The organism is Arthrobacter sp. 05T410 (genome assembly GCF_056396505.1).
Map to the genome: position 1 here is coordinate 294,703 of NZ_JBFTLP010000004.1, position 25,800 is coordinate 320,502.

Sequence of the window (25,800 nt, forward strand, 5' to 3'; positions counted from 1 at the left end):
ATACCTATGGCACGTTCGAGTCCCGGGTCCAGGACCTCAAGATCCATCGCGACGCCTACGGGTCGTGGCCGTCGTCCAGGTCTCGGGACGAACAGGTCGTGAAGCTGTGGCATTGGCTGAGGTCCCAGAGGATCCTGTGGCGCGCCGGCGGCATGGCCCCGCACCGGAAGCCCTGCTCGATGAGCAAGTGCCCGGCTGGGACGAAACCGTCCAAGAGACCTGGGAGAGAACCGTCCAGGAGATCGCGACGTTCCGGTCCCGCCGCGGCCGGTTGCCCGCCTATTCCAGTCCTGAGGACTCGGAGCGCCGGCATTCCCGATGGCTCGCTGACTTTCGTCAGGGCGGCAACCTGACACCGGAGCGTGAGGCGTATCTGGAAAAACATCTTCCCGGCTGGCGCGCTGACGGCCGCTTCCTTGAGGCGCGCACCCGGAGGGCAGCCGCATGAGGCTTCCCGACGCCGACGAGCTGGCCGCCGCCACCGGGAAAACCCCGCAGCGCTCCGCTGCCTGGCTGGCGCGCCTGGACGAGGTGGAAAACCATGTGGCAACCCGCGGCCGCCTTCCGCGGGCCCACCGGGGCGGAAGGGCTGAGGGGAGGCTCTACGGCTGGCTCCAGTATCAGCGCACGAAGCCTTTACCGGGAGCCTGCCGGGCTGTCCTGGACGCGAGGATCCCGCGCTGGGACGGGAACATGCACGGTCCTTTCGAATCGAGGGTTCAGGACCTGAAGGTCTACCGCGATGCCTACGGGGTGTGGCACTCATCCCGTTCACGCGACGGCGCCGTTCTCGCGCTCAGCAAATGGCTGGAACGCCACAGGCACCAGATGCGCAACGGCGAAATGGTCCCCCACCGGAAGGCGCTGCTCGATGAGCAAGTGCCCGGCTGGGATGAAACCGTCCAGCAGACCTGGGAGCGGACCGCCAGAGAGATCGCCACGTTTCGCACGCACCGCGGCAGGATGCCCTCCGGCGCCGCCGCAGAGCACTCGGAGCGCCGTCTCTCCCGCTGGATCGATGACATGCGCCGCGGCCGCGGACTCTCCCCGGAACGGAAAGCGTTCCTGGACGAGGTGCTGCCCGGATGGCACATCACACGCCAGACCTCCGGCCTGAAGCAGTACGCGGAGGCTGCGGCGATACAGTGAGGGGTGCCAAACGGCACCACCGCCTGAAGGAGATTCCCCTGTGACCGTTGCCCGGCCGAACCTGGCCCAGCTGATCCTCGACCGCAAAATGGGGCGCAGCTTCGACAAGCTCGCCGAGGACTGCGGCGGCCAGCCCGCCGGCCGGCGGCTGCAGCAGATGGCCAACGGTGCCCGGCCGATGAAGAACTTCCCGGACCCGGACACGATCCGCGCCATGGCGGTCGGGCTGGGCGTCAGCGAAGCGGAAATCATCCTGGCCAGCGCCCGGTCACTCGGGTTCGGGGTGGACAGCACCGGTTCCGGTGAGCTCACCATCGCCGGGGCAGGGGCCCTGCCGTCGGATGCGAAGAAGGCCATCATGGATGTGGCGCGGGCGCTCATGAACGCCCACGCCACCTCGGAGAACCCTGGGATCTAGCGCCCGAGCGCGGTCGCGACCACCAGCTCGTGCAGGCCGGACTGGCCCATGGCGACCAGGGTGCCGCCGACACCGAACATTGCGTACGCCCCGATCGGGATGAGCAGCAGCCATTCGCGCATGGATCCGGCGTGGCCCAGGACCGGGATGGTCATGTAGCCGTTGGAGTGCCAGCAGGCGTTGAGGAACGGAATGTTCTTGAACGCTTTCGGCGGCTTGATCGCGAACGGCCAGGCCAGGTTGCAGCCCTCGGTGGTCATCATGTCCCCGAGAATGTGGACGATCACGCCCAGGCCCATCGCGACCGGGAACCAGCCCTGTTCCTGGGGTGCGAAGAAGGTGATGAAGACACCCATCGCGAGCCCGACCGCCCAGGGGGATTTCCGCATCGAGTCCGGGATGATCTTTAAGGCTTTCGCGGCGAACGCGACCAGCAGGACGGAGAGGATGCCGGCGCCGGGGTAGATGGTGCCGAAATGGTCGACGTGCATGGTCCAGAGCCCGGCGAGCCAGGCGATGAACACGAACGCGGCGATTCCCACGATGGAGTGGGTGCCGTGCCGGTGGCCGCCGGCGAGCTTGCCGATCCCGGCGCACATCACGTTGGAGAGCGGCGGCAGCGAATGGGCGATGGTTGCGTTGTGGTGGTCGGCGTCCGGGACCATCGCGGCCCCGGCAACGACGAGGGCTCCGGTCACGACGCCGATCGGGCTGACGTCCCACAGGCCCAGGCCGAGATCCATGGCGTGCGGCAGGAACGGTGCCTTCGCGGCGATGGCGGTCAGGTCCACGTGGATGTTGGTGGTCAGGGCAACCCAGGCGGCGGCGCCGCAGGCTGCGTGGTGGGCTCCCATCATGGCGGGCGTCCTTTCGTCGGGGAAGTCTTCTGGACCGAATGTGTGCGGCTGCGTGAAGAAGATTCCCCGGCGCCTCGGCGGTGCCGGTCCGTCCCAGAGCATGCGTAGAGACGCGCCGGACGGGACCACTGCGGTCGAAGGGGTTCGGGCCGTTACTCTGAGCCCATGTTGAACAGAGCAGTAGCGCCGCTGGTCCTTGTCGGAGCTCTCCTTGTAGGGGCGCTGTCCGGCTGTGCGGGTCCCGGCGCAGCTGCCGGCATGTCGGTGGCGGACAAGAAGGCGCTGGATGATCCGCTGTTCGTTGCCGAACTGGTGGTCGCCGCCATCTGTCCTCCGACCACGACGAAGTTCGATGATGAGGCCTCCCAGTGTGCAGCCGTCCTGAACCGGACCACCGTCAACATCGCCAAAGTTCACACCCTGGTCCGGGAGCACGGCATCGAGGACGCTGTACTTGACGACGCCGCGATGAAGGTCGGAGCTTTTGCCGCAGTCTGCGATCCTTACGGCCCCGGGGTGGAACTTCGTGGATGCTTGAACGCGGCCGAGGCGGTCAAGACCAGCGGGCAGACCTACGTTCAGACACTTCGCGCCAAGCTCGACGCCGTCAAATAGCTCCTCCTGGCGGCGGGTGAACCCGGGCCGTTCGCGGCCTTACCGGAGGCGGGTCTGGATGTCCCGGATCTCGGCGGCGAGCTTGAGCGCCTGGTCCCGGATTTCGTGAAGATCGTGGATTCCGGCCGACTCGATCGCGTCCCGGATCGGGGTGAGGTGACGGCGGGTCAGCAGCCGCGGCGCCGGCCTGTCAACGGACGCGAACCGGTCACGCCGGAGCGGCAGCTCGGACGGGTAGCGTGCCGCTGGCAGCGAGACGCTCGGGGCGGCGTGCCCGAAGGTGGAGAAGCGGCCGGTCCGGGTGCGGGGCTGAAGGAGGCTCATACCCTTCTGTGTGCGGCGCAGTGCGCAGTGGCCACGTCGTCCTCGTCGTCCTCGTCGTCTGCGGTCCGCCTGCTCTGAGCCTGTTGGTCGGAAGTTCTCATCGCAGTATTTGTGCTCGTCCCGTGGCCCGGCAGTGGATTGCGGCCACGGTGGCCAGCTGGGGCAGCTCAATGTAGCTATTTTGATGCATTAAACGGGCTAATGAGTTACACTAGCTACATGAATAGTAGTGATGCAATGCAGCGGCTCGGGGCTAACCTGAAAAGCCGCCGGATCATTCTTGGCCTGTCGCAGGACCTCGTGGCTGAACGGGCGGACGTGTCACGTTCGACGCTCATGCGCCTGGAAGCCGGTGAAGGTGGAAAGGTCGAGCACCTGATGACCGTGGCGTCTGTGCTTGGCGTCGCAGAAGACCTGATCAGCTCTGTCGACCCGCTGAATACCGACCTCGGCAGGGCCCGTGCGCATCTGCTCAACCGCCAGCGCGCCCCGAGGCAGGGCTGATGGCCGGCCGTAACATCCGGCGGGTGGAAGTCCTCGTCAACGAGACTGTGGCCGGCGTGATGGATATTGAAACAGACGGACTTTCCCCGCGCGAGCACGTCTCGTTCACCTACGCCGACAGTTGGATGTCTGCCGCGGAAGCCTTCGAGATCTCTCCTGAGCTTCCGCTGCGGCGTGGCCCCCAGAACCCCACCCAAGGCCGGGAGCTGTTCGGGTCCTTCCAGGATGCCGCCCCGGATGACTGGGGCAAGAAGCTCCTGTTCGAAGAATTGCGCCAGCAGGCCCGCGCCCAGGGCGCCGGCCGCATCCCGCCCACTGGAGAAGCCGGCTACCTGCTGATGGTCAACGATGAGACCAGGCAGGGCGCGCTCCGCTTCAGGGAGAACGGCCGGTTCCTGTCCTCATGGGGCCGCGGCGCCGGGATCCGTGACCTCGCGGCATTGGCGGAGGAAGCCAGGATTTTCGCCGAGACCGGCGAAGTCAAGGAAGAGAACTCCCTGCTCATGGGCGCAGGGTCCTCCCCAGGCGGTGCCCAGCCGAAGGCTTGGGTGCGGGACGACGACGGATCGATGCTGCTGGCAAAATTCCCGAAGACCTCAGACATCGGCAATGTGCAGCTGTGGGAAATGGTGGCCATCAGGCTTCAGCAACGGGCAGGCATCAGGGTTGCCGAATCCCGGCTGATGCCCTTGACGGAATTCTCCCAAATCTTCCTCACACGACGGTTCGACCGTGAGGGGGACCGGCGCATCCCGTACATGAGCGTACGGACAGCCCTGCAGCTGGATACATACTCACATCCCGACTACGTGAAGATCGCTGCGGAAGTCGCCCACATCTCTTCAGATCCCGTTCGTGACGCCAACGAGCTGTTCAGCCGGGCCGCCCTCATTGCCATGGTCAACAACACCGATGACCACATGCGTAACCACGGGCTCCTGCGGACCAGCAAGGGCTGGCGCCTGTCACCGTCATTCGACGTAAACCCGGCGCCGGGAGGAACCTCGGAAACGCCGCTGACCCCGAACGGGGGACTCTTCGACAGGGATGTCCGGGAGCTTCTGGATTTCACGGATGCCTTCCGACTGACCAGGGACGCGGCCGTTGACCGGCTGCAGCAGGTCGCCGCTGCGGTATCCCACTGGCAGGATGAAGCCCTCAGCCTCGGAGCGGAACCTGACTCCCTTGACTACATGGCTAAGGCCTTCGAAGGTGAGAACGCCCGGCGGGTCACATCACTTGCTCCTGCCCAGGCAGTGATCGACATGGCAGGAACGTCGGCCGCGCGGCCCAGCCATTCCCACGGCGACGTGTGGGTGGCAGAGCACATGCGCGGCGGGAAGCGCGTCCGGGGCCACTTCCGCCGCCGGCGCTGATCCACCCCTTTGACACTAATCCCTACAGCGGTGGGGAATGGTGTCAACAGACATGGACGGGGCGTGCACTAATGCTTTCTCGTCGAAGCTTTAGCGCACGCCGGGCCTAGTAGCTCCGGCGGGCCGGCAGCTAGAAGTTGACGGTGACCGTGGGCTTCTCCAGCCAGATGTCGGAGCGGGCCTGGTAGTCGAAACGGTCCTTGCCGGTGCGGGTCGGCAGGGACAAGTACGCCTGGGTGCCGTCGGAGCGGCCGGCGTCGGGGATGCCCGAGATTGTCCAGACCTGCACGCCTTCGGGGTAGACCGGGGGCGGTGCCCAGCCGAGGGCTGTCAGGGCTTCAATGATGAAGCGAGCCGGTGATTGCCCGGGGCCCGACCCGTCGGGCAGGGCGAGGATCGCCTTAGTCGGCATCTTGTCGAGGTTCTTGACGGCTGCGGAGTGGTCCCTGATGGCCTGATCGATTGCCGACTTGGCCGCTTCCGCGGGGGTGTCTTTCGGTTCCCCGGGCCAGACCGCTTCGGGGATCGTGGTGGGGTCCATGACGGTGACGCCCTGTTCCCATACCCAGACCTCGGACCAGTATTGGCCGCCGGCGAGCATGCAGTCACCGGCGTTGGCGCGGACGTCGCCGTCGACGCGGAGGATGGACATGGACTTGCCTTCGTCCACCTCGTTGCCGCCCTCATCGTGCTCGAGGTACCTGACACGGGCGAGCGTGCCGACCGGGAGGGCTTCCCACTCGGCTTCGGTAGTGATGGTGCGTGGAATAGTCATGGGACTCATGTGTGCGGAAACGGCTGTCCCCCTGCCCGGAGCGACCGGACAGGGGAACAGGGGGTGACACTGCGGGGGTGGGCCTAGCCGAATGGGTCCTCGTCGGCAGGGAGGTTGAACCGGCGCCGGCGCGGCTTCGGTGCCGGTTCCGTGAACGGGTCGACCAGGGCGGTGCCGGCGGCTGCCGGGACCAGAGCCGGTTCCGGCGCACCCTCATCCCACGCGCCGGCGGCGGGTGCCGGGGTGTCCCAGCTGACCGCTGCCGGGACGGCTGCTGCGACGTCGGACCAGTCCTCGAACTCCTGCGCCGCGGCCGGTTCCGGGGTCCAGTCCGACCAGTCATCGGCCGGTGTCTCTTCCACCGGTGTTTCTTCGGCCGGCTCCTCGGGTCCCGTGGCGGGGGCGGAAGCCCGGCGGCGAGGAAGTCTTCGATCGCGTCCACGTCCGCTTCGGTGATGCCGGTGTCCGAATCGGTCAGCACGAGGAGGGCCTCGATGCCGGCGGCTTCGAACGCCTCCATCGCGATGTCCCGGTGGGTGACGCCGAGCAGGTCATCCTCGGTCAACAGCTCATCATCCATCCAGACGATCCGCTTCAGGTGCGGCCGGTCCGCGAGCCAGGCCAGGGCGGCGTCGATCTTCCACAGCCCGGTGTTCTCGGTGTCGGAGTTGAGCACGTCGATGGCCCGCGGGAACAGGTCACCAAGGTAGTCGGGGGCATCCTCGAACCAGCCAGTCAGCCACGCCTGGTCCAGCGGCAGCGCCGCAAGGCGTTCGATGAGGCGCTTGTTGTACGCCTGCGTGCCGTGGAACGGGACGATGATCTTCTCCAGCGAGTCGTTGTGCTGGAACGGGCAGAGGGTTCCGTCGACGTCGTAGAACAGGGCCGCGTCCTGGATCTCCTCGGTGAACCGGGAGACGGCGGCCGGGGCCTCGTCTTCGTCCAGAGTGAATTCGAGATCGCCCAGGTCCAGGGACAGCTCGCCGAGGTCCACAACCTTCTCGGCCGCCGGCGCGAACTCCGCCATGCCCTGCTGGTTCGGGATCTTCGGCATGAACGGTGCCAGATCCAGCTTCTCGGACTCGGCCAGCATCGCGGGTCCGTGTGCTGCGAGCTGCTGGGCCAGGACGACCTGTTCGGCCGGGTCGTACCAGGCCTGGATGGCCATGGCGGCGCCGGCGGTGGTTTCGAACAGGCCGCGGCCCGGCGGGATGGCATCTCCGAGGTCGGGGGCATCCTGCGGTGTGCGCAACGCGGACTGCTTGTCACCGTAGGTCGCCTTGCCCATGAGCAGGCGGGAGAGGTTGACCTTGAGGTCGCCGGCGCCCGGGATGGTGTCGAGCATCTTCGCGGACAGCTTCTGAGTGGCCAGGAACAGGGTCAGGCCGACGAAGCGGGCCTCGCGGGCGACCTTGCCGGTGTAGACACCGATCTGGGTGCGGGCCGCGTTCGTGGCGATGATCATTTCCCGCTCGGAATCCATCTCCGGATCATCCGAGGCCGGCGGGACCGGGTCCTGTCCCATCAGGGAGGTGAACTCGTCCAGGACCAGCACCATGTGCCTGGGCCGGACGTCCTCGGGCAGGTCGCGGTAGTTGCCGACCCCGGCCGCGGCGACGAGGCCCTTGCGGCGCATGACTTCGGCGTAGATGCCCTTCATCATGGCGGCCGCCTCGAACACGGTGGAGGTGAACGCCTTGGCGTACGGTTCGGCGAACTTGAAGTCGGCGCCGGCCTTGGTCGGGTCCGAGATGTAGAGGTCGTAGCCGCGCATCAGGGCACCGAACATCAGTGACTGCATCAGCACGGACTTGCCGCCGCCGGACGCGCCGGCAATGAGCAGGTGCGGGTCGACGCGGAAGTTGTACTCGACCGGCTCACCCTCCACGCCGGTGGCGAAAGGGATGAACTTGGTGTCCTGGATGAATTTCCAGTCGTAGCCGGCGGTCTCCGGCATCGGGTTGACCTCGCAGGAGAGCAGCTGGATCTTGTTGGACTTGTTCTTGACCCGGCGCGGCTCCACGAACGTGTTCTGGGAGTTGGACTCCAGCTTGGTCCGGACCCCGGTGAACGAGCTGAACTCGAGACCCGGCGGCAGGTCGAAGTCGAGGATGGAGACCTGCTCGTTCCGGGGCATGTGCCCGACGTCGGTCAGGGTCGGCATGAGCCCGCCGATGCCGGAAAGCCCGGAGTCCAGGAAGACCTGGTTCCAGTTCAGCGCCGCCAGGTAGCGTTCGTGGCGGGGTTCGGCGAGCTTCACCCGGGAGGGCTTGGCGCCGACGATGATGGAGCAGCCGTCCGGTGCCTCGGCGACGCGCAGCCATTCGGAACCCCAGTGCTGGCGGATCCGGTTGGCGGCGGTGCGCACGTCGGCGAGGGTGACGCCGCCGTACAGGCGCAGGTCGATCCACCAGATGTGGTGCCGGGACTCGGGCTTGGTCAGGCAGGAGACCGAGACGACCTCGGGACGGTCCGGCATCTTGCAGGCGAGGAACGCCTGGTTGACGAGCCCGGCGAGCACCCATTTGGGAGCCTCGGACGCCGTGTGGATTCCGGCGCGCCGGTCGGCCGGCACCGGGGCGAGGACGTCGGGCTTGGCCGGGACCGGGTCCTTGGACCAATACACGGTGAAGGCCTGCGGGTGGCGGTCCCCGGGGCGGCCGCCGGCGCCCATGTAGCCGGTCATGGCGACGAACGGTGCGGCGTTCAGGACGGTGGGCAGCTTGTTCTCGAACTTGAAGAAGTCGTGGGGGTCATGCCCTGGCGGGTGACGAAGGACAGCGACTCGATGACGGCGCCGCCTTTGAGGCGTGCAGAACCGGCGGTCGGGACCTGGGGGACCGGCGGGTTGGTGGAGTGTGCCGGTGCCGCTTCGGCCCAGCGGCCGTTCCAGGTGTCCTCGGTGATGAGGCGCTCCATCTCAGCGGTGTTGAGCCCGCAGGACGGATCCCATTGCGTGTTCGGGTCGGTGAGCGCCCCGACGTACGCGGCTCCGGCGTCGTTCATGGCGCGGTGGTCGACGAGGACGTGGGAGTTGAACGCGGCAGAGAGTGCGCTGCGGCCGTCGTTGCGGAGGTAGGACGCGGGCGGTCCCTCGGGGGCGTGCCAGGTCATCGCCCAGGCGGCGCGGCCGGCGGCGGGAGCCGGTGCGGGCTCTTCGCCTTCAGCCGGTTCCGGTGCGGGGCCGGCCGGGACGGTCAGCAGGTGGACGTCATCAAGGATGGGGCGGGCGCAGCCGGTCGATTCGGACATCCACGCCAGGGCGCAGCGGGCCAGCTGGAAGACGACCTCTTTCGGGGTCTCCGGGTCCGAGACGTCTGGCATCTGGTCGGAAGGCCAGTTGACGAAGTCGAACCGGAGCGGGTGCTTGGTGCCGGGCATGGGCTGGTTGTTGGAGTCCAGGTTGGGGGTGTCCAGGACGGCGAACTTCGCGCCGGTGCCCAGGGTCGGGCCGATCTTCGGGCCCATCGACCAGTAACCCATGGCGCCCATCGAGCCGGGGGCATCGAAGGTGTCGATGGTGGCGGGACCGACTTCCTGCCGGTCCACCAGCCGCGGTGCCGGATCCTGCTTGAGCATTTCCCACCGGCCGCGCCATTCTTCGCGGGCGGCGACGACGACGCGCCAGTGCTCGAGCGCCTCGGTGATCCACGGCTTCGCGAGCAGCACGAGCGGGCCGCCGGTCAGCATCAGCGCCCAGACGGCCGGTTCGGGGATCGGTTCCAGGTGTGCGGCCTTGGTGGCCAGCGGCAGCGCGACGGTCACGACAGTGCCGACGACGCCGGCGAGGACGATGCCGCCGATGGTCAGGCCGATGACCTTGGCGAGGTTCTTCTGCGCCAGGGAGATGAGCGCATCGAAGGTCGCGCCGGGGTTCTCGTCGTCGGCGACCTCGGTGCGGCGGCGGGACGCGGTGTACTGGGCGACGGCGATGAACGCTGCGGCCGCGTCGATCCACTGCCCGTACCCGGCGGTGTACTTCACGTCCGTGACCGGGATCAGGTAGGCGGCGGCGCCGGCCCACACGGCAGCGAGCCAGGACAGCTGGGGCTTGAGCCCGGGCAGCCAGTCCATGCTCGGGATCAGCAGCTTGTACTTCAGGTCAGCCCAGAGCCGGTACTTGTTCATCTCGGCCTGCTCGCCCGGGTGCGCGGCGGTCGGGTAGCCGCGGGAGTCCTTCTTCCCGGTGAGCATCGCCGGCGGGTACATCCAGGCTGAGACGACGAGGCCGGCCCAGATCGCGGCGATCCCGGGGAAGCCTTGGTAGATCGCGTACCCGGCCGCGGCGAGAGCGCCGAGCATGACCATGCCCGTCACTGGTTTCGCCGGTCCCTGGTTCCTACGTGCTGCAGCCATGGTGGCCTTTCACTTCCGAAGTGGTGTCGTGCTTTCTATGCGCCGGGCGTCCCGACGGCAGGGCGGTTCAGGCGAACGGGTCCGGCCCGGCCGGGGCGAAACGCCGTCCGGTGGAACCGAAGCCCTGGTCGTAGCTGGCCGGCCGTACCGGGGCGGCCTTCTTCACGCACAGCTCCATGAGCTTGCGGGTGATGACCGGGTCCGCCGGGGTCCGGCCGATGAAGCGTTTGACGAAGCCGAGGAGCGCGTCGCCGTGCAGCAGCTTCGCGCCCGGAACCTTCAGCAGCCAGAAGACCGGGGCCGCCGCCTGCTGCGAGGACCAGGTGGCCAGATGCGGGTCGGTCACCAGGGCGTCGGTGCCGCGCAGGTAGGTGACGATCGCCTGGCGGACGTAGGCCTGGTCTTTGGCGGTGTGGTCGACGCGGTCGCCGCCGCGGCGGTTGACCCCGAACAGGGTCCAGTAGAAGCCGGGCTTCCAGACCTTCGTGTCGATGATCAGCACGCGGTTGCCGGAGACGACGATGTGGTCAATGTTGGACTTGAACCCGGGGATCGGGATCCGCAGGTCGTGGAGGACGGCGGCCTTCAAGGCGAACCCGTCCAGGATGGCCGCGGTCTTCAGTTCGCCGGTGGCGCCGATCTTCGCGACCGCCTCGTTGGCGGCGAAGGAGGAGTCGTTTGCCAGGCCGGTGGCGGCCCGTCCGTAGATGCCGTTCATGGTCACTGCCAGACGCTGGAGACGACGCCCCAGAGGACGAGGGCGATGAGGATGACGGCGAGGACTTTGCCGCCATCACCGTTCATCCAGTCCTGGATTTCCCTGTTGTTCCGGGCCCGGTCATCGGCCATCCGGTCGCGCAATCGTTGTTCGCTCATGCCCCTGAACATGCGTAGACCCGGCCCCCACGGGTGCGTGTCTACGCGTTGACCGGCGCCGCCGGACCGCGTACAAAGAGGTGACGACGCGGAGCTCCGGGAGGGCCAGTGGGAATACGTGCTGAGGCAGAGAAGATCATCGCCGACGAGAAGCGGGTCAGGGCCGAGAAGCAAGAGCAGAAGGTCGCCGCCGCCAKGGAGCATCTGCCCGCCGCGATGAAGCAGTGGAGCGTCGGGATGGGGCTCGCTGACGTGCCCGAATGCACCAACGTCCGCGGCAACTACGACAGTTACGACGACACCCCGAAGACCCGGGTCACCTTCGACTTCGTAGAAGACGGGTTGGCCTTCCGGGGTGCGCTTTTGGTATTTGACGCCGGCGAGTCCCGGTTCACCGTGACGATCGACCACAGCCAGGTCTCCATCCGGACGCTTCCTGATCTGGTGCAGGCGCTCAAAGACAAAGAGGCCTACCGGAACAGCTGACCCGTCAGCCTTCGATCCGGAGCCGGGGCGGGAGTTTGGCGCGGCCGCCGTTGCCGACGGCGCCGCCGAGCGGGCGGCCTTTGACCGTCTCGGGCCGGACCGGTGCCGGGTGCGGGACGCCGGTGCGCGCCCGTCCCATCGGGGAGCCGATCAGGTGGGTGTGTTCTCCCTGGCGCATCCAGTGCGGGGACGCGGCGAGCAGCGGGACGTTGTCGACCACGGCCATCGGGTCGAAGTTTTCCCACGGGGTGAAGTCGTAGTCGGAGAGCAGGTCGCGCTGGACCCACCGGTCCGGGCCGGTGCAGGCGCCGAGGGCGAAGTCGGCGGTCAGGTTCAGGAACTCTTTGGAGAGCCGGTGCTCGGCCGGAAAGTATTCCTCCCAGTGCGCAATCCCGATCCGCGCGGCCGGGGAGTCCGGGCCGGTGCCAGGGAAGTCCCGGAGCACCTGGGACATGCGCTTGTAGATTTCCTGCCGCGGGTCCGCGGAGGTGTGCCGGGACCGGTCCGGGTGCGGGGCGGCGATGAACAGCACCGTCAGCCCGGAGGTCTCCAGCGGGCGGTCGTTGTTCAGCTGCGCCCAGCGCCGGATCTTGTTCTCGAACCCGGTGGAGGCGGAGGCGGTCAGTTCGAAGGCGATCCGCAGCCCGTCCTCGCGGACGATGACGCCGTCGGCGCGGCGGTTGTCCGGGTTCTTCACCGTCTTGCCCAGGCCGGTGCCGGCGAGCAGGTCCACGGTCGCGAACTTCTCGCCGAGGACGGCGCCGAGCGGAAGGTACTCGGCGGCGCGCAGCGCGAGCTCGGTGGCCAGGATGTTGTGCCGGTCGTACTGGCCGCCGGAAGACCACGCCATCCCGCCGGTGACCGAGGCCCACTCCGGCCATGTCAGGGTCGGTGCGATCAGCTTGTCGAACGCGTCCGAGTTCGCCGGCCGGTACACGGTGTTGCGGGCGATCCCGAACCGGGACATCGGGTGGGAGTAGGTGCCCAGGTCCAGGAGACCGAGGGAGAACGAGGACGCGAGTGTGGAGTAGGTCGGGTCCAGGAACAGCGAGGACCCGGTGAACGCGGCGACCTGTTCGGCGGACGCGGTCCGCCAGGAGTCCAGCACACCCCACGCCGCGAGCCGTTCGGCCCGGCCGCGCGCGGTGGTGAGCAGGCGCGACGCCTCGGCCTCGTCCGGCAGGAGCTTCTTGTTGACGGCGCCGATCTGTTCGCTGCGCCGCCGGGCCATCGCGTTGGTGAACCAGACCGCCTGGGATCCGGGTTCCCACAGCTGGCCCCAGTACGGGTCCTGCCGGTTCGGGGTGGTGACGTCTTTGTTGGTGCACGCGGACGGGACGGCCGAGGCGTGCGCGGAATCGGTGACGGTGCGCCGGGCGGCTACCATGCGGGTCCTCCTGAGGCGGCCGGGGCGTAGCCCTGGGCAGCCGGGTAGTTGGCCATGTCGGCCTCGAAGTTGGGAAGTTTGACGATGAACGCCGGCTGGCGGCGCTGTTCGACCTCGGACCGGACGACGACCTGGAACGGCTCGATGTGCTGGATGTCTTCGGTGGACCAGTCCCCGCCGACGTTCGCGGCAACCTCGGCGGCGGTGGTCACGTCGTTCTGCGCGAAGCTGACCAGCGTCGAGTAGGTGAGGAAGTTGTTCCGCAGCGACGGGGCGAGCTGCTCGGGCCGCTGGGTGGCCAGGATGGCGCGGATGCCGTAGGACCGGCCCTGGTCGCGGATCCAGCCGACGATCTCCGGGGAGGTGCCGGCGAGCAGGGAGAGCTCGTCGGCGAAGACGGACACGGACCGGCCGGCCTCGAGCCAGCCGGAGCAGTAACGCATCAGCGCGTTCTGCAGCGAGAACATCAGCATCGAGGACAGCTGCTGCTTCTGCGATTCGTCCAGGATGACGCCGGTCGCGGAGGACCCGGTGTTGATCACGATGGAGCGGTGGCCGTTCAGGACCTGTTCCCAGGTGACCTTGCGCCGGCCCGGGGTCCACCAGTCTTCCAGGACCAGGAGCTGTTCGAACTTGTTCCGCGGCGCCTCCAGGAAGGTCCGGCGGACCGACTCCGTCTTGTCTTCGAACAGGGAGGAGATGGCGGAGTAGCCGAGCTCGTAATCACTGTTCGGGGTGCCGCGCTCCCGCAGCTTCACCGCCAGGTTCCGCAGCCCGTGCGCGAGGGTGACGGCGGTCTTGTCCGAATGGCCGGCGAGCAGGTGGAAGGCGTAGAAGATCGGAGACTTCCCGTGCGGGAGGACGAGCTCGTCGCGGTCATCGATCGAGTCCAGGACGGCGGCGTCGATCGCCTGCGCGGCAGTCAGGACGGCGACGATGGTCGGCAGCGACCGGTCACCGATGGCGGATTCGCCGAACGTGTACTTCATCGCGTTGGTGAAGAAGTTCGCCTTCGCGGCGTTGTCGCCCGGGACGGCGAACAGGTCGATCGCCGGGGTGGACGGGTCGGCGGCGTCGATGACGAGGATCTGGTCCCCGAGCGCGTGCGCCCACTCGACGTACTTGGCGGCGCCATCGCCCTTGGACTCGAACGCGATCAGCGTGTTGTGCGCGCCGGGGTAGCCGGCCCGGCCGGAGGGCCGGACGCGCTCCAGGCAGTGCCAGCCGAACAGCGACCGGACCAGCAGCGACTTACCCGAACCCGGCCGGCCGACGATCGCGACGCCGAACAGCATCGCGGCGGCGGAGAGGTGGGCGGAGCCGTCATCGGTCATGCCCAGCAGCGGCCCGATCTGCTGCAGCATCGCCGGCGGGGTGGACCGGGCCCTGGTGGTGGCGACGCCGGAGATCGCACCGGCGTGCGGGGAGACCGTGCCGACGACGACGGAGGGGCCGACCAGGAACGCGCGGCCGTGCAGCGGGTATTCGCCGTCGTGGGCGCGGACCAGGCGCTCGTACGGGACCCGGTTGCCCTGGGAATCCTTGGAGTGGCCGCGCACGATCTGTTCCTTCCGCGGCCGGGCCGGGGCGAGCAGCCGGGACGCCGGCGCCGGGAAGCGGCCGGTGTCGAGCCGGTCCCGCAGCCGGGAGTCGGGGGAGGGCAGGCGGCCGGAGAGCCCGGCGAGGAATGCCAGGCCGAAGACGGCGGCCGCGGCGAAGAACAAGCCGGTGAACGCTCCGGCGTGCGGGAGCAGCGCGGCGACGTCGGCAGGCAGGTGCGGCAGTCCGAGCGCGGCGGCCAGGGACAGGGCGGCCCCGGCGCCACCGGCGTAGAACGCGGCGTTCCGGGGGCGGGCGAAGCGGACGGTGGTGTCCAGGTCGAAGCCGGGCAGGCCGGCGGTCACCTGGGAGAGCAGCGCGCGGACTTCGTCCCTGGTGGCAGCGCCGGCGGTGATGGAGACGACCATCGCGGTCGGGGACATTGAATGGTGCGTCGGCATCGCGGTCCCGAGCCGGTGCGCGAGCCAGGTCGTGTAGCGGCGGCGTTCCTTGTTGGCGGGCCGGCGCATCGTGACGGACACCCAGGTCCCGTCGGCCATCGCGTTCCCGAGCAGCCGCGGCAGCTCGGTCGGGTCGATGCCGGCCTGGGTTTCGCGCAGTGCGACGGAGGGGCGGAACTCGAGCGTGCCGATCTCTTCGGTGTCGCCCAGCCCGGCGGGCAGTTCGGCCGGTTCGGCGCGGGCTCCGACGGTGTGGGCCAGGTGGATTTCGGCCTTCTGTCCGGCGGCGTTGGCCGGCAGGATCAGGTATCCGTTCAGCCCGTGGCGTCCCGGCGGGTGAGCAGCGTCGCGGCTCCGGTGTTGGCGACGGCGGACGCGAACGTTCCGGCGCGCTGGGTGTAGGTTGTGGGGTTTGTTTCGATCCCGCCGGCACGGGCAAGGCGGTAAGTCAGCTGGTCCATACCTCTGAACATGCGCAGATTTCCGGGTGGCGGCCCCACAGACCCCAGATGGGCGATTCGGGGAATCGGCCAGCCCGGAAGAGGCTGGGAAATCGCCCCTTAACACCGGAAACCCGGTTTTGGGCCCCGCGCCCTCTTCTCCCCTCTCCACACGGTGGGATTAGGGCAGTCATTTTGCCGGCCTCAACATCTCTAGCCGGTCCATCCGTACTGTATGCGGCCGGATTCCAAAACGAGCAGCACCGCAGGAAGTTGTTACCAATGTGATTGGTGTGGCTCTGGTGTCGCCTGCGGCGGGCCTTCACTGCCTGCCGGCGGCCTTCCCGTGGGTGGAGACGCCGCTTGTTGGGCGTCGGTGGGGGTGCGCCTGCGGCGGGCCGTTACTGCCGTCGGCGGTCCCTGCGTGTGGCTCACCAGTGCCGGGGCTGCTTTTCCCTGCCGGGGGCGGTCTGCGGGTGGCCGGGTGGTCCTGCTGGTTTCCGGGGGTGCGTGGTTGGGGGAGGCGCTGCGCGCCGGTGAAGCTGCGGCTTCTTCATGAGGGTTGGTGCTGTCCAGGGCAGGCGCTGCGCGCCGGGAAACACCGAGCCAGCTCGACGTCTTGGCACAACGGATGCTGAGCATAATGCTCACCGAAAAGCCACCGGACCGTGCACCTGCACGCCACCTGAACCATGAAGCTCCCTGCGGCGCAGCCGCTAGTTTGCGAACAGCCAGCAGAACGCCCCAGCGACCAGTTAGCTTCCCCAGGGCGAAGCCCTGCCAGCCCACCGAGACGCCAGCGAGCCGACCCACATCACGCCACCGAGACGTTCCCCGCCCGCCGCCGGCGCCACTGCCAGAGACACAAGACACCGCCGGTGAGAACCCCGCATCCCGCGGCGCAGCCGCGAGTCAACGGAACGAGTGAACGACCAGCCAGCGGAAAGAGGGACGGGACGTATCGGGGACGCGCAGCGTCCCAGGGAACACGAGACGCCACCGACACGCACAGCGGACCGGTGACGCAGTGAGCGCAGCGAACCAGGAGAAGGGTCGCGGCCGGGGAAAAGCACCCCGGCCGGCCACGCAGGCGTCCGCGCGCGCAGCGCGCTGCAGCTGCGCAGCGGGTGCCCGCGGCGCAGCCGCGAGGAAACATGAAGCTTGTCGGCACGGAGGAAACATTCAGCCCCTCGTCACGGGAAGCAAACCGGGAAGCGAAGGGGCGAGGGGCGAAGCCCCGAGTCCTCTTAATATGCCCACACCCGGTCCAGCCGCAACCAAACTCGACCGGCACAACGGCTATCGCCGGCACACCGCACCGCCTGCGGCGGCGCGAGGGACGGGCGCTTTTGATCGGCCAGGGGTGGGCGCTATCGCGCGGCCGGGGCGGGACCGGCCGAGGGGATCAGGTGACCTTCACCGGGATGAGGTCGTAGGTGTTGTCGCAGCCGCCGCGCGGCGGCGTGTGCTCGATCCCGTAGAGGTGATCGGTGATGGACTTGTCCGGCCTGGTGGCGACGACGCGGATCCGGGAGATCGGGACCGGAGCGTTGGCGGGCTGGACGAACGGGGGCTTCTGCGGAACCATCCACCGGCCGGAGCTGTCGCGGGTGACCGGCACCGGGTCGCAGCGGTCGTCGGTTCCGAAGCAGGCGGAGACGGCGAGGGCGCCGGAGACACCCGACAGGTCGAGCTGCACGGCGTCCAGGTTGACGAAGCCGACGGCCGGGCAGACTGTCGGGGCCGGGGTGCAGCCGACGAGAATCAGCGGCAGGATCATCAGCAGCGAAGCCAGGGACCGGTTCTTCATGGCGTCAGCGTAACGCCGCCAGGGCCAATCGAGGGCACCATTCAGCGCCAGAAGTTCTGCTTCGGGATGCTCGCCAGGTCGCCGCGCTCGGAGGCATCAACCGCGGTCGGCAGGCTGGCGCCGGCAGGGATGTCAGTGACCGCGTGGTGCAGGCGCAGCGCCTTGATGGCGAGGCGGGAGACGGCGAGGCCGAGGAGGAACCCGGCGATGAGGGCAACGTAGTCCAGCGGCGTCATCAGAGTCCGGCACCGGAGAAGAAGGAGGAGGCCGGAGCCCAGAGCAGCGGGGTCACACCGAGAGCCATCAGGATGCCGCCGGCGGTCACGCCCAGGCCGGCCATGACGGTGTCACCCACGGGGACACGGTCATCTCTGAACGTGCTCAGCGAGGTGAGGGCGATGGACGCGAGGGTGAACATGAAGCCGGCGGCGATCAGCGCGTACGAGAAGCTGGTGGGATGGGTGAGGAAGTACATGCACCTCATGTGTGCGGACCGGGGCGCCGCCGTCACCGTTACGGCGTGACGCCGCCCACTCCGGTCGTCAAGCCGCCGGGGACGGTGCCTCCGGACCTGCCGAGGTAGCCGAGAAGGTCGGTCGCGTCGGACAAGGCGGCGGGGTCATAGGTGTTGGTCTCCGTCTCGGAGTGTTCCATGGCCCCCATGTTTGAGGCAGGAGCGCGAAACCTCTCCGGGACACACAACGCCCCGCACAGCGGGGAAGAATCCGTTATGCGCCGGCGCTGGGTAATATCACTGAGGCCGGTCAATCCTGCGGCCATCACTTGCACCTCAGGGGGAATCCATGACCATGCCCGAAATGCCGAACCACGCGCCGGCGCAGGCGCTGCCAGCCGCGGACCGGAAGCCAGCCAACAGGACACTCCTGATCGCGGGCGCCAGCTTCCTCCTCGGCGCCATCCTCGGAATCGCCGGCACGGCCATCACCACCAGCGTCATCAACGACGCCAACACCAAGACCAAGGCCAGCGCCGAGGCCGCCGCCCAGGCCGCGGCCTCGAAGATCCGCCCGCTCAAGGAAGCAGCCGGCGGGTGCGACATCATCGGTGAGCCCGGCACGAAGCTCGGGGACGGCGACCGCAGTCTGTCCCTCGACGGGCAGGGCGAAAAGGACTATTCGGGCCTGCCCATGCAGAAGATCGACTGCGTCCTCAACAACATCCATGTTCCCGACTTCATCCGCGCCGAGATGGGCAAGACGCGGGCACTGGACGGCACCCAGCGCGAATCGTGGGACAATTTCAGCGTCTCCTGGACCTACCACCCTGACGACGGGCTCAATATCGGCCTCGTCGAAAAATAGGCGCCAGCCTGTGGTGAAGCCGCCCAGTATTCTTTAGCGTTCATTTCGGAGCGTCGAACCCCGGTTGAGTCCCTCTCAAGGTCTACCGCAGGGGAGGAGGGACAGAACTGATCTCGGTTAGTGCCGTCAAGGCCTCGTACAAAGTCGGATCGGTCGAGTCGGCAGCCGGGGAAAGTCATGTCAAGCGATTCGGAGTAGAACTGCAGGTGCTTTTCCGTCATCGGGTCCTGTTCTCAGGTGCTTGACGGCGCAATACGCTGGGCTCACCATTGTGCGCTGGCCGCGTCTTTGAAGGCGGCGATGACCCGGGCAGGCTCGTCAAGGTGATCGACAGGGCGGCCCTCGTCCGAGAACCATGTCGTCGGAGACGCCATCCAAAAGACGATGTCCCTGCCGTTCCAGTCGTACTCATCCGCGATCTTCTTCAAGTCCTTCATAAGCGGGCGAACTCTCATCGACCCGACACCGCTGGATGACGGCTCAAACAGAAATCCAGGGTACAACTCTTGGCCCCGGTACTGCAGAGCGAAATCATGCGCGTCCGACGAGTTCTTAGGACCGGCGACATCCCGGACTTCAGTCTCTGTCAGAAACCCGAACTCACGTCCGACATGCTTGACCGCGTTGATCGTCGCCTGCACCGGACAAGCTGGGGTGAGACGTCGGCCTCGACGCTTTCAAGGGCGCGGAATAGGGCGGCGACGGTTTCCCGTGAATAATCAGGCCCAACTTCATCGTGGTCGGTCTCGTCAGAGGGGCCCGCAGGTGGAACCATCGTCGTTTCCTCCTCGTCCGCCAAACGTTTCATCGATACGCGACTCTGGCTCAAGCCTAGCGGGGCGTGAAACGTGATGCCCTTCGCCCTCGCCGGGTCCCCTGAAGGTGAAGTAGTGCCCGCCGGTCATCGCGACCCCGATGCACCCGATGCCGACGAAGACGAGCTTGAGCAGGTCGTCCCGGTGTGTGGCTACCATGTAGGTCGGCAGGGCAATGAGGCCGACGATGAGGATGATCCGCAGGGCGAGTACGTCGCGGGCGTGCCGTAAGACCGGCGCCGGCGTATTGTCGCCGGCAGGCGCTTGTCCCGTAGAGCCTGCGTCTTCAGCCTCCGTTGCTGCTGGCTGCCCAGGTGCAGTTTGACCAGGGCACGGGCGGCCGCCAGTTTTTCCGGGTGCGCTGCCGGCATAGGCGTGACGAGTTGGTTGGCATTGCCGGCCAAGAACTGGTGAGCCGACGGTCGATGGCGGCCGCCGTTTCGTCTAGGCCATGCCGTGCGGCGCCTTCGGCGGCTTCTTCCACGCCCACCGCAGCCGGGGCAGTTTCCTCGGGCGTGTAGCCTTCGGAGCGGGTTCTGTAGCGTGGCGTTCCGTCGCCGAGTCGGTATTCGTTAGTCGGCAGACTCTGCTGGCCCGGAAACCATTATGCGGTGCGGAAGCCCGCATGTCGGTCACGCATTTGTCTGTTGCGAGCGGATCATGCAATCACCCGCAGTTCATCAGGGGCTGGAAACCGGACATCCGGACTGGTGTATTCGGCGTAGCCCCCGGCACCCAGGGCCGGGCCGGCATAGGCGTTGACCAGCTCGGGGACGCCGGTGACGTCCGCGAACAGGTCGCGGACCCAGGCCGGGGCGGCCAGGATGCTGAAGTTCGGGTTGGCCACATCGTTGCGGTACTGGCGGGACAGGCGCTTCTTCTTCCCGTTGCCGAGCAGGTCCACGCGGAGCACCGTGAAAGGTGCGTCCTCCTCCGTGGCGCTGATCCTGATGATGGCAAGGTCGGCGGTGAACGGGCGGTCCTTGGCCATATCGCGGACCTTGTGGGTCGGCGCCAGGGTGACGGTCCATTCGCGGAACCGGCCGGTCGAAACTTCGGTGGCCAGGGCGGCGGGGCTAGAGGTCTTCGTCAGCAAAGTCGTCATCGAAGTCGTCCTCCTCATCAGGCAGGGTGGGGCCGGCGGTCAGCGACAAGGCTGCCCAGGCCGGGTGGTCGGAGAGGTCCGAGACGTGGACCTCGACGTCTTCGCCGCTGAGCCGGGACAGGGCCCGGGCATCGGCAAGTCGGTCAGCGACAACGTCCTGGTGTTCCCGCAGGATCTTCATGAACGCCGCTTCGGCACCCGCGTCGGCCGGCTTGCCGGCGTTGTTGACGGTGAAGACCACGCGCTCACCGAACTCGTCGAACCCGGCGGTCAAGGACACGTCCAGGCAGTTGCTGAAGGATGACGCCACCCTCTCGAGGATAGACACCACCCCTTCGGCGGTGACGACGGGGGCATTGCTCATGGGTTAAATCTTTCAGTTCGTCGGTCGCTGTGCCGCTCATGTGTGCGGCGGGCGCGTCGTAACTCACCAGATGAAGCAGCGGCCGGTGCTAATGTGGCGTCGTCGCGAGCCGCGACCCAGACCTTCCGTGGGGGAAACATGACCGACCCGAACACTCCGCCTCAGTACGGCCAGCAGGCGCCGCCGCCCTATGCGCAGCATCGGCCGCAGCCGTACGGACCCGGACCGTACCAGCCCGGCCCCGGGCAGGGGCAGCCCCCGCACTATGGGCCACCTCCGGGCCAGTGGCCGCCACAGCCCCCTGCGAAGACGCCGAGGGGCCCCTTCGGACCTTCCTTCTGGATCACGGCCAGCATTCTTGTTCTCATCCTGCTGACGCTGACCGGCCAAGGTCAGGGCGAGGGAATCCTGGTCGTCACCGGGCTCACGGCCCTCCTGACAGCCCTTTATGCGATCGTCTTCCGGCGGCCGTCCTGGGCGGGACTTCCCACGCAGAGGGTTGCCGGCTGGGTGGCGATCGCGGGTCTGTGCTGCGCTTTGCTCGGCACCATGGCATTTGGCGCCAGCGGCTCACGATCAGCCTCGGCCCAGCCGGCTCCGGTTTCAGCTCCGGTTCCGACCACCAGCGCCCAGCTGGAAGCCGAGGCGGCCGCGAAGCTGAAGGCCCGCGAGGACGCTGTCGCCAAACGGGAAGCGGAAGTCGCGGTCAAGGAAACTCCGGTGAAAACCTTCGGGGAAGGGACATGGACCGTCGGGACAGACCTCGAGCCCGGGACGTATCGGACTACCCAGGCCGTTGTCGGCGATTGCTCCTGGAAGATCACCCGGACAGGCAGCAACGGCAAGGATTCCATCGCCTACGACTACTTCGTCAAGGGCGGGTTCCCACAAGTGACTCTCGCCGAGGGGCAGACTTTCAACACAGACGGCTGCGGGGACTGGGCCAAGCGGTAGCGCCGAAAGGGGGCCGGCCGCACACAGACAGGCATGACCAAAACATCTGCCCCGATTCCACCGCGCCAGCCCCGGGGTATTCCTGCCGGCGGCGAGTACGCCGCCTACGCCCATGCCGAAGGTGACCTCACGCTGCGTCCGGCCGGGGCAGTCATCCCGGATCTGATCGAGCTTACACCGGAAACCCGCGAGGTGCTGGATTCCCTCCGGGCCGCCGGCGGCCGCCCGCTCATCGTTGGCGGCGCCGTCCGCGACGGGCTACTGTCCCGTGCCGGGAACGGGACCGTGGACTCCATGGACGTCGACATCGAGGTGTACGGGCTCTCCAAGAAGGAGGTCTGGAAGGCGCTGCCCGGTGACGTGCAGGAGTTCGGCCAGAGCTTCGGGGTCTTCAACACCACCCTGAACGGCCAGGACTTCGATGTCACCCTGCCGCGGGGGGATTCCAAGACCGGCGACGGGCACCGCGGCTTCGTCGTCCAAACCGACCCGGAGATGAGCTTCGAGGACGCCTTCGGCCGGCGCGACTTCACCATGAACGCGATGGGCCGGGACAACGCCACCGGCGAGCTCATCGACCCGTTCGGAGGCCGTGCCGACCTCGAGGCCGGCATCCTGCGCCACCCGAGCGACCACTTCGCAGAGGACCCTTTGCGCGTTCTTCGAGGCGTCCAATTCGCCGGGCGTTTCGGCATGGAATTCGCCCCGGAGACGGCGGAGCTGTGCCGGGAGATGGCGCCGACGTTCCACCAGCTGCACAAGGACGGGGTGTGGAAGCAGTTCCGCAAGCTCACCGTCGAGGGCACCCACATCTCCAAGGCCCTGCAGGCGCTGCACGCCGCCGGCTGGGAAGACCACTTCCCGGGCTTGGCCGCGACCCGTGGCGTCCCGCAAGACCTGATCTGGCACCCGGAAGGCCGGGGACCAGGCGGCCGCCATCGCGCGCCGCGACGGGCTCGATGAGGAAGAGACCTCCATCCTGGTCCCGGCTGCCATCACCCATGACTTCGGCAAGGCCCACTCCACCGTGATCAAGAACGGTCGGATCACCTCCGGCGGTCACGCCGAGACCGGCGTCGAACCGGCACGGGACTTCCTGGAGCGGATCGGCGCGCCCGGGCGGTACGTGGAGAAGATCCTGCCGCTGATCGACCGGCACATGCGCCACACGCCCGGCGGGGACGTGGAGATCAGTGATTCCGCCGTCCGGGGCCTGATGCGCCGCCTGGACCACGCCAACGGCGGCCCGACCCTGCAGACCCGGCGCGGCTGGTCGAAGCCGACAAGGCCGGCAGGGGTGAGGGGGCGCGCCGGGGCCGGGATTACCTGCCGGACTGGCTGGCCGTAGCCGACCGGCTCGGCAGCGAAGGGGCCGTCACCACGACCCTGCTAAAGGCCCGTACCTGGCCGACGCCGGGATCCCGCGCGGTCCGCTGTGGTCGCACATCGTCACGATGAGCGAGGAAGCCCGGGATGACGGGGCGTTCACCGATGAGGCCGGCGTGAAGGTCTGGCTGGCGGAGAACCAGGTGGCCCTTGTGGCCGAAGCAACCCGCCGGCACGCCGAAGCCCAGGCGAAATGGCTCAAAGACCGGGAGGAGAAGGCCGCCGCTCAGAAGGCCCGGCAGAAAGCCGAGAAGGCAGCGGCGCTGGCGCTGCGTGCCGCCACCTGTCCATTAGGGCCTTTACGCAGCGAGAGACTGGCCGGCCGCGTGGGCTGACCAGTCTCTCGGGATTGCTTAGAGCGGCTGGATGTTCTCCGCCTGGGGTCCCTTGGGACCCTGAGTGATGTCGAACTGAACCTTCTGGTTCTCGTCCAGGGACTTGTAACCGCTGGAGGCGATTGCCGAATAGTGTGCGAACACGTCAGCGCTTCCGTCGTCGGGGGCGATGAATCCGAAGCCCTTTTCGGCGTTGAACCACTTGACCGTACCTGTAGCCATGCTCATTTCCTTCACGGGTCGCTGGTCGGTTCCGCTATTCGGATTGCCGTCCCCGCCACTCACAAGGTTGAGCCTATGTGCGGGTTCTAACTGCGGGCAATAGATTGCGCCAGAAGTGGAAGATTGGGACGGAACCAAAGGCACAACGCCGTCGTTAATGAACCAGTGCGCCGGGGACAGCCGGCGCGGTAATGGCGGTCCCGTAGGGCCGCGGTGGCGACACGCTACCGATCCGTGGGGAACATTGGCCAAACCAGCAGAAGGCACTGTGTTCAGCTTTGCCGCGCCCATTGTGGGAAACGAGGACCCGAGAGAGGTCTGGGAGCCGGGCCGGATGATCACCAACGGATTCCACGGGCCATGGCCGCCGGAGATCTACGCGGACCCGGTCATCGAACCGGCCCCGCTGCCCTTCGACCGCGATTCGTGGCCGGACCTGTACTAGCCTGACGCGGGCCCGCCGTCGGGGAAGAACCCGGCGCCGTCACGAGGGTCAGAGTCCCTAGAGATCTTCCTTGGCGAGGGCCTTCGTCTGAGCCGGCGTCGGCCGCCCAAGGCGCTCATCGAGCGTTACGCGCAGCCTGGCCGCGGCAACCTGGACACGGTGCTGGGATGGCGTCGTTGGGCCGGAAACCTTCACGGAGACGTGCCGAGGAGCATGGTCGTTCTTCGGTTCCGATGTGCTGGTGCTCATCGCTTGTCCTCCTCGTGCTCGCCGGGGTCCGTGCCTTCATTGTCGCCCATGTTCTCATCAGAGTCCACGGGACCGAACCAGGGCTGTCCCTCGTGGTGGCGGAGGTATTCGCCCAGTTCCTGCATGTCTTCGCCAGTGATCGATGTTCCCACCTCCAGCTCCATGATCGTGTCGTCAGGTGTATGAAAATAAACCCGGGTCTTCAGAGGCTGCGGAATTCCGGGGTCCACTGCAGCTTCGACCTCCGCAGAGCCGTTGACAGTTTTCCAGGCGATGTCGAAGAGTTCCAACTCCTCTTTTCGGGCCAGCTCGCTGTGGGCCAGGACGTCCAGGGTGGCCAGGCCCAGCGTTTTGGTGTCTTCATCATCGGACAGGGCCTGTTCCAGTGCCCATTGGGCGCGCCGCCACCACTCGGCCCGGCTATCGGCGGCCGTCTTCTGGTCGAGTGCGTTCCGGTCAGCTTCCCGCTTCTGTTCGAGTGCAGCGGCGTCGGACCTAGTGCGCTGCTTGAGGATCCGCCAGTTGATCAGCGCTGCGATCAGGGCGGCCACGAGCACAGCGACAGGGCTGAACAAGGCTACGTTCTGCCACCACTCCAGGGGTACGGGGGCAAGCCGGGCCGGTGTTGGCGGCATGGGTCCAGCCTAGGCCGCGGCCCGTACAGGGGCAGGCACCGAGACAGGCGTGGCGTGCTCCCGGTGTTCGCGTGCGATTGCGGCGGCGACCTGGCGCAGATGGAGCGCGGCGGACACCTCGGCAGCCGTGAAAGGGAACAAGGCCGCGAGCTCCTCAGCCGTGTAGCCGGTGTTCCCTGCCGTGCCGCCCCGGTTCAGCAGGTGGGCGAGGTCCCAGACGCTCGGCGCCCAGCAGACCGTGTCGAAATCGAAGAGGACGGCACCGTCGCCAGTGTTGATGACGTTCCAAGTGTGCGCGTCCTCATGGACGGCCGCCCAGGTCGTCGCACGAGCTGCGGATGGCTGCCGAGAAGGAGCTCGCCGAGGCCCGGCAGCGGATCCACCGCGAATACGCCGCCACCGTCTGGGTGGTCCGGGTCGCGCGCCCCGCGGCGACGCCGCCAACAGCTACGAATCCGGGGTGAAAGCGGCCCTGGACGTGGTGCGCCGCCCCGGAATCCCTTACGCTGACACCGGAGCCGACGATTTGGGGGAATAGGCGCAAATGAGTGAGCCCGTAGAAACGAAGCGGATTCCGCTGTGGAAGCTTGAAGAA

Annotated in this window: 36 protein-coding genes and 1 pseudogene; 15 read left to right on the forward strand and 22 right to left on the reverse strand. The window is 67.5% G+C overall.

The annotated features are described in order from the left end of the window. Window positions 1-112: 112 nt before the first annotated feature. Genes AC1DFR_RS08305 through AC1DFR_RS08315 form a run of 3 tightly spaced genes read left to right on the forward strand, consistent with a single transcriptional unit; the run spans window position 113 to window position 1,567 of the window. The gene (locus AC1DFR_RS08305) at window positions 113-448 is read left to right on the forward strand and encodes a hypothetical protein (RefSeq protein ID WP_476873120.1); all 336 of its coding nucleotides are present in this window, start codon (window positions 113-115) and stop codon (window positions 446-448) included. Continuing rightward, window positions 445-1,149: a helicase associated domain-containing protein gene (locus tag AC1DFR_RS08310; protein WP_476870680.1), complete on the forward strand. Its 705-nt coding sequence runs from the start codon at window positions 445-447 to the stop codon at window positions 1,147-1,149. Before AC1DFR_RS08305 ends, AC1DFR_RS08310 begins: the two co-directional genes overlap by 4 nt. Before the next feature lie 40 nt (window positions 1,150-1,189). Next, window positions 1,190-1,567 carry a hypothetical protein gene (locus AC1DFR_RS08315; RefSeq protein ID WP_476870681.1) on the forward strand — a complete coding sequence of 126 codons (378 nt, stop codon included), beginning with the start codon at window positions 1,190-1,192 and terminating at the stop codon, window positions 1,565-1,567. On the opposite strand, the gene AC1DFR_RS08320 is transcribed toward AC1DFR_RS08315, so the two are convergent. Continuing rightward, a complete protein-coding gene (locus AC1DFR_RS08320; RefSeq protein ID WP_476870682.1) occupies window positions 1,564-2,424 on the reverse strand; it encodes a metal-dependent hydrolase in 861 nt (286 codons plus the stop codon). The two genes, AC1DFR_RS08315 and AC1DFR_RS08320, sit on opposite strands and share 4 nt — an antisense overlap. Window positions 2,425-2,589: 165 nt before the next feature. Here AC1DFR_RS08320 and AC1DFR_RS08325 point away from each other — a divergent pair, with 165 nt between their 5' ends. After that, window positions 2,590-3,039 (forward strand): hypothetical protein, encoded by a 450-nt coding sequence (locus AC1DFR_RS08325; RefSeq protein WP_476870683.1) that lies wholly within the window; start codon window positions 2,590-2,592, stop codon window positions 3,037-3,039. A gap of 39 nt (window positions 3,040-3,078) precedes the next feature. On the opposite strand, the gene AC1DFR_RS08330 is transcribed toward AC1DFR_RS08325, so the two are convergent. Next, on the reverse strand, window positions 3,079-3,363 hold the full coding sequence (locus AC1DFR_RS08330) for a hypothetical protein (protein WP_476870684.1): 285 nt from the start codon (window positions 3,361-3,363) through the stop codon (window positions 3,079-3,081). A gap of 219 nt (window positions 3,364-3,582) precedes the next feature. Here AC1DFR_RS08330 and AC1DFR_RS08335 point away from each other — a divergent pair, with 219 nt between their 5' ends. Both AC1DFR_RS08335 and AC1DFR_RS08340 read left to right on the forward strand, forming a co-directional pair. Further along, window positions 3,583-3,867: a helix-turn-helix domain-containing protein gene (locus AC1DFR_RS08335; RefSeq protein WP_476870685.1), complete on the forward strand. Its 285-nt coding sequence runs from the start codon at window positions 3,583-3,585 to the stop codon at window positions 3,865-3,867. Further along, on the forward strand, window positions 3,867-5,243 hold the full coding sequence (locus tag AC1DFR_RS08340; RefSeq protein WP_476870686.1) for a type II toxin-antitoxin system HipA family toxin: 1,377 nt from the start codon (window positions 3,867-3,869) through the stop codon (window positions 5,241-5,243). The genes AC1DFR_RS08335 and AC1DFR_RS08340 overlap by 1 nt, the downstream gene beginning before the upstream one ends. A 130-nt stretch (window positions 5,244-5,373) precedes the next feature. On the opposite strand, the gene AC1DFR_RS08345 is transcribed toward AC1DFR_RS08340, so the two are convergent. The 5 genes from AC1DFR_RS08345 to AC1DFR_RS08365 form a co-directional block, all read right to left on the reverse strand. Continuing rightward, window positions 5,374-6,018 carry a hypothetical protein gene (locus AC1DFR_RS08345; protein ID WP_476870687.1) on the reverse strand — a complete coding sequence of 215 codons (645 nt, stop codon included), beginning with the start codon at window positions 6,016-6,018 and terminating at the stop codon, window positions 5,374-5,376. Further along, complete coding sequence (locus AC1DFR_RS08350) at window positions 5,927-8,704, reverse strand: FtsK/SpoIIIE domain-containing protein (protein ID WP_476873121.1); 2,778 nt, start codon at window positions 8,702-8,704, stop codon at window positions 5,927-5,929. The genes AC1DFR_RS08345 and AC1DFR_RS08350 overlap by 92 nt, the downstream gene beginning before the upstream one ends. A gap of 20 nt (window positions 8,705-8,724) precedes the next feature. Continuing rightward, complete coding sequence (locus AC1DFR_RS08355; RefSeq protein WP_476870689.1) at window positions 8,725-10,374, reverse strand: hypothetical protein; 1,650 nt, start codon at window positions 10,372-10,374, stop codon at window positions 8,725-8,727. A 67-nt stretch (window positions 10,375-10,441) separates the two neighbouring features. Next, a complete protein-coding gene (locus AC1DFR_RS08360; RefSeq protein WP_476870770.1) occupies window positions 10,442-11,092 on the reverse strand; it encodes a nuclease-related domain-containing protein in 651 nt (216 codons plus the stop codon). Between the two features lie 2 nt (window positions 11,093-11,094). Continuing rightward, the gene (locus AC1DFR_RS08365) at window positions 11,095-11,250 is read right to left on the reverse strand and encodes a hypothetical protein (protein WP_476870690.1); all 156 of its coding nucleotides are present in this window, start codon (window positions 11,248-11,250) and stop codon (window positions 11,095-11,097) included. A gap of 108 nt (window positions 11,251-11,358) precedes the next feature. Between AC1DFR_RS08365 and AC1DFR_RS08370 the strand changes: the two genes are divergently transcribed. Continuing rightward, window positions 11,359-11,736: a hypothetical protein gene (locus tag AC1DFR_RS08370; protein WP_476873122.1), complete on the forward strand. Its 378-nt coding sequence runs from the start codon at window positions 11,359-11,361 to the stop codon at window positions 11,734-11,736. Between the two features lie 4 nt (window positions 11,737-11,740). Here the strand turns inward: AC1DFR_RS08370 and AC1DFR_RS08375 are convergent, their stop codons facing one another. The 7 genes from AC1DFR_RS08375 to AC1DFR_RS08405 form a co-directional block, all read right to left on the reverse strand. Continuing rightward, window positions 11,741-13,123: a hypothetical protein gene (locus AC1DFR_RS08375; protein WP_476870692.1), complete on the reverse strand. Its 1,383-nt coding sequence runs from the start codon at window positions 13,121-13,123 to the stop codon at window positions 11,741-11,743. Further along, the gene (locus AC1DFR_RS08380) at window positions 13,117-15,222 is read right to left on the reverse strand and encodes a type IV secretory system conjugative DNA transfer family protein (protein WP_476873123.1); all 2,106 of its coding nucleotides are present in this window, start codon (window positions 15,220-15,222) and stop codon (window positions 13,117-13,119) included. The genes AC1DFR_RS08375 and AC1DFR_RS08380 overlap by 7 nt, the downstream gene beginning before the upstream one ends. A 215-nt stretch (window positions 15,223-15,437) precedes the next feature. Then, entirely contained in the window at window positions 15,438-15,584 is a 147-nt protein-coding gene (locus AC1DFR_RS08385; protein ID WP_476870694.1) for a hypothetical protein, read from the reverse strand. 1,384 nt (window positions 15,585-16,968) lie between these two features. After that, on the reverse strand, window positions 16,969-17,373 hold the full coding sequence (locus tag AC1DFR_RS08390) for a hypothetical protein (RefSeq protein WP_476870695.1): 405 nt from the start codon (window positions 17,371-17,373) through the stop codon (window positions 16,969-16,971). Window positions 17,374-17,414: 41 nt separating this feature from the next. Continuing rightward, window positions 17,415-17,609 (reverse strand): hypothetical protein, encoded by a 195-nt coding sequence (locus tag AC1DFR_RS08395; RefSeq protein ID WP_476870696.1) that lies wholly within the window; start codon window positions 17,607-17,609, stop codon window positions 17,415-17,417. Further along, complete coding sequence (locus AC1DFR_RS08400) at window positions 17,609-17,848, reverse strand: hypothetical protein (RefSeq protein ID WP_476870697.1); 240 nt, start codon at window positions 17,846-17,848, stop codon at window positions 17,609-17,611. Before AC1DFR_RS08400 ends, AC1DFR_RS08395 begins: the two co-directional genes overlap by 1 nt. 38 nt (window positions 17,849-17,886) lie before the next feature. Continuing rightward, complete coding sequence (locus AC1DFR_RS08405; RefSeq protein WP_476870698.1) at window positions 17,887-18,027, reverse strand: hypothetical protein; 141 nt, start codon at window positions 18,025-18,027, stop codon at window positions 17,887-17,889. A gap of 149 nt (window positions 18,028-18,176) precedes the next feature. On the opposite strand from AC1DFR_RS08405, the gene AC1DFR_RS08410 reads away from it, so the two are divergent. After that, entirely contained in the window at window positions 18,177-18,695 is a 519-nt protein-coding gene (locus tag AC1DFR_RS08410) for a hypothetical protein (RefSeq protein ID WP_476870699.1), read from the forward strand. A gap of 263 nt (window positions 18,696-18,958) precedes the next feature. Here AC1DFR_RS08410 and AC1DFR_RS08415 read toward each other — a convergent pair whose 3' ends face one another. Continuing rightward, entirely contained in the window at window positions 18,959-19,132 is a 174-nt protein-coding gene (locus tag AC1DFR_RS08415) for a hypothetical protein (RefSeq protein WP_476870700.1), read from the reverse strand. A gap of 411 nt (window positions 19,133-19,543) precedes the next feature. Between AC1DFR_RS08415 and AC1DFR_RS08420 the strand changes: the two genes are divergently transcribed. Continuing rightward, on the forward strand, window positions 19,544-19,741 hold the full coding sequence (locus tag AC1DFR_RS08420) for a hypothetical protein (RefSeq protein WP_476873124.1): 198 nt from the start codon (window positions 19,544-19,546) through the stop codon (window positions 19,739-19,741). Window positions 19,742-20,168: 427 nt separating this feature from the next. On the opposite strand, the gene AC1DFR_RS08425 is transcribed toward AC1DFR_RS08420, so the two are convergent. Both AC1DFR_RS08425 and AC1DFR_RS08430 read right to left on the reverse strand, forming a co-directional pair. Further along, window positions 20,169-20,615, reverse strand: a complete 447-nt coding sequence (locus AC1DFR_RS08425; RefSeq protein ID WP_476870702.1) for a hypothetical protein — start codon at window positions 20,613-20,615, stop codon at window positions 20,169-20,171. Further along, on the reverse strand, window positions 20,587-20,979 hold the full coding sequence (locus tag AC1DFR_RS08430; protein ID WP_476870703.1) for a hypothetical protein: 393 nt from the start codon (window positions 20,977-20,979) through the stop codon (window positions 20,587-20,589). The genes AC1DFR_RS08425 and AC1DFR_RS08430 overlap by 29 nt, the downstream gene beginning before the upstream one ends. A 138-nt stretch (window positions 20,980-21,117) precedes the next feature. Between AC1DFR_RS08430 and AC1DFR_RS08435 the strand changes: the two genes are divergently transcribed. From AC1DFR_RS08435 to AC1DFR_RS08450, 4 genes are all read left to right on the forward strand, one after another. Beyond that, window positions 21,118-21,933, forward strand: a complete 816-nt coding sequence (locus AC1DFR_RS08435) for a hypothetical protein (protein WP_476870704.1) — start codon at window positions 21,118-21,120, stop codon at window positions 21,931-21,933. A 33-nt stretch (window positions 21,934-21,966) separates the two neighbouring features. Beyond that, the gene (locus AC1DFR_RS08440; protein WP_476870705.1) at window positions 21,967-22,896 is read left to right on the forward strand and encodes a tRNA nucleotidyltransferase/poly(A) polymerase family protein; all 930 of its coding nucleotides are present in this window, start codon (window positions 21,967-21,969) and stop codon (window positions 22,894-22,896) included. Between the two features lie 16 nt (window positions 22,897-22,912). Then, on the forward strand, window positions 22,913-23,281 hold the full coding sequence (locus AC1DFR_RS08445; protein WP_476870771.1) for a hypothetical protein: 369 nt from the start codon (window positions 22,913-22,915) through the stop codon (window positions 23,279-23,281). Window positions 23,282-23,387: 106 nt separating this feature from the next. Further along, window positions 23,388-23,654 carry a hypothetical protein gene (locus AC1DFR_RS08450; protein WP_476870706.1) on the forward strand — a complete coding sequence of 89 codons (267 nt, stop codon included), beginning with the start codon at window positions 23,388-23,390 and terminating at the stop codon, window positions 23,652-23,654. A gap of 18 nt (window positions 23,655-23,672) precedes the next feature. On the opposite strand, the gene AC1DFR_RS08455 is transcribed toward AC1DFR_RS08450, so the two are convergent. Continuing rightward, the gene (locus AC1DFR_RS08455) at window positions 23,673-23,876 is read right to left on the reverse strand and encodes a cold-shock protein (protein ID WP_091256599.1); all 204 of its coding nucleotides are present in this window, start codon (window positions 23,874-23,876) and stop codon (window positions 23,673-23,675) included. A gap of 244 nt (window positions 23,877-24,120) precedes the next feature. Between AC1DFR_RS08455 and AC1DFR_RS08460 the strand changes: the two genes are divergently transcribed. Beyond that, the gene (locus tag AC1DFR_RS08460; protein ID WP_476870707.1) at window positions 24,121-24,321 is read left to right on the forward strand and encodes a hypothetical protein; all 201 of its coding nucleotides are present in this window, start codon (window positions 24,121-24,123) and stop codon (window positions 24,319-24,321) included. A gap of 57 nt (window positions 24,322-24,378) precedes the next feature. On the opposite strand, the gene AC1DFR_RS08465 is transcribed toward AC1DFR_RS08460, so the two are convergent. The 4 genes and pseudogenes from AC1DFR_RS08465 to AC1DFR_RS08480 all read right to left on the reverse strand — a co-directional run. Beyond that, window positions 24,379-24,570, reverse strand: a complete 192-nt coding sequence (locus AC1DFR_RS08465) for a hypothetical protein (RefSeq protein ID WP_476870708.1) — start codon at window positions 24,568-24,570, stop codon at window positions 24,379-24,381. After that, on the reverse strand, window positions 24,567-25,205 hold the full coding sequence (locus AC1DFR_RS08470; RefSeq protein ID WP_476870709.1) for a hypothetical protein: 639 nt from the start codon (window positions 25,203-25,205) through the stop codon (window positions 24,567-24,569). Before AC1DFR_RS08470 ends, AC1DFR_RS08465 begins: the two co-directional genes overlap by 4 nt. Window positions 25,206-25,214: 9 nt before the next feature. Beyond that, window positions 25,215-25,346 (reverse strand): hypothetical protein, encoded by a 132-nt coding sequence (locus AC1DFR_RS08475; protein ID WP_476870772.1) that lies wholly within the window; start codon window positions 25,344-25,346, stop codon window positions 25,215-25,217. A 48-nt stretch (window positions 25,347-25,394) separates the two neighbouring features. After that, window positions 25,395-25,595 (reverse strand): annotated as a pseudogene (locus AC1DFR_RS08480) (phosphotransferase); the annotation flags it as partial. Between AC1DFR_RS08480 and AC1DFR_RS08485 the strand changes: the two are divergent. Then, window positions 25,544-25,669, forward strand: coding sequence for a hypothetical protein (locus AC1DFR_RS08485; protein ID WP_476870773.1), 126 nt, complete (start codon window positions 25,544-25,546; stop codon window positions 25,667-25,669). The pseudogene AC1DFR_RS08480 and the gene AC1DFR_RS08485 overlap by 52 nt on opposite strands. Window positions 25,670-25,800: the final 131 nt, after the last annotated feature.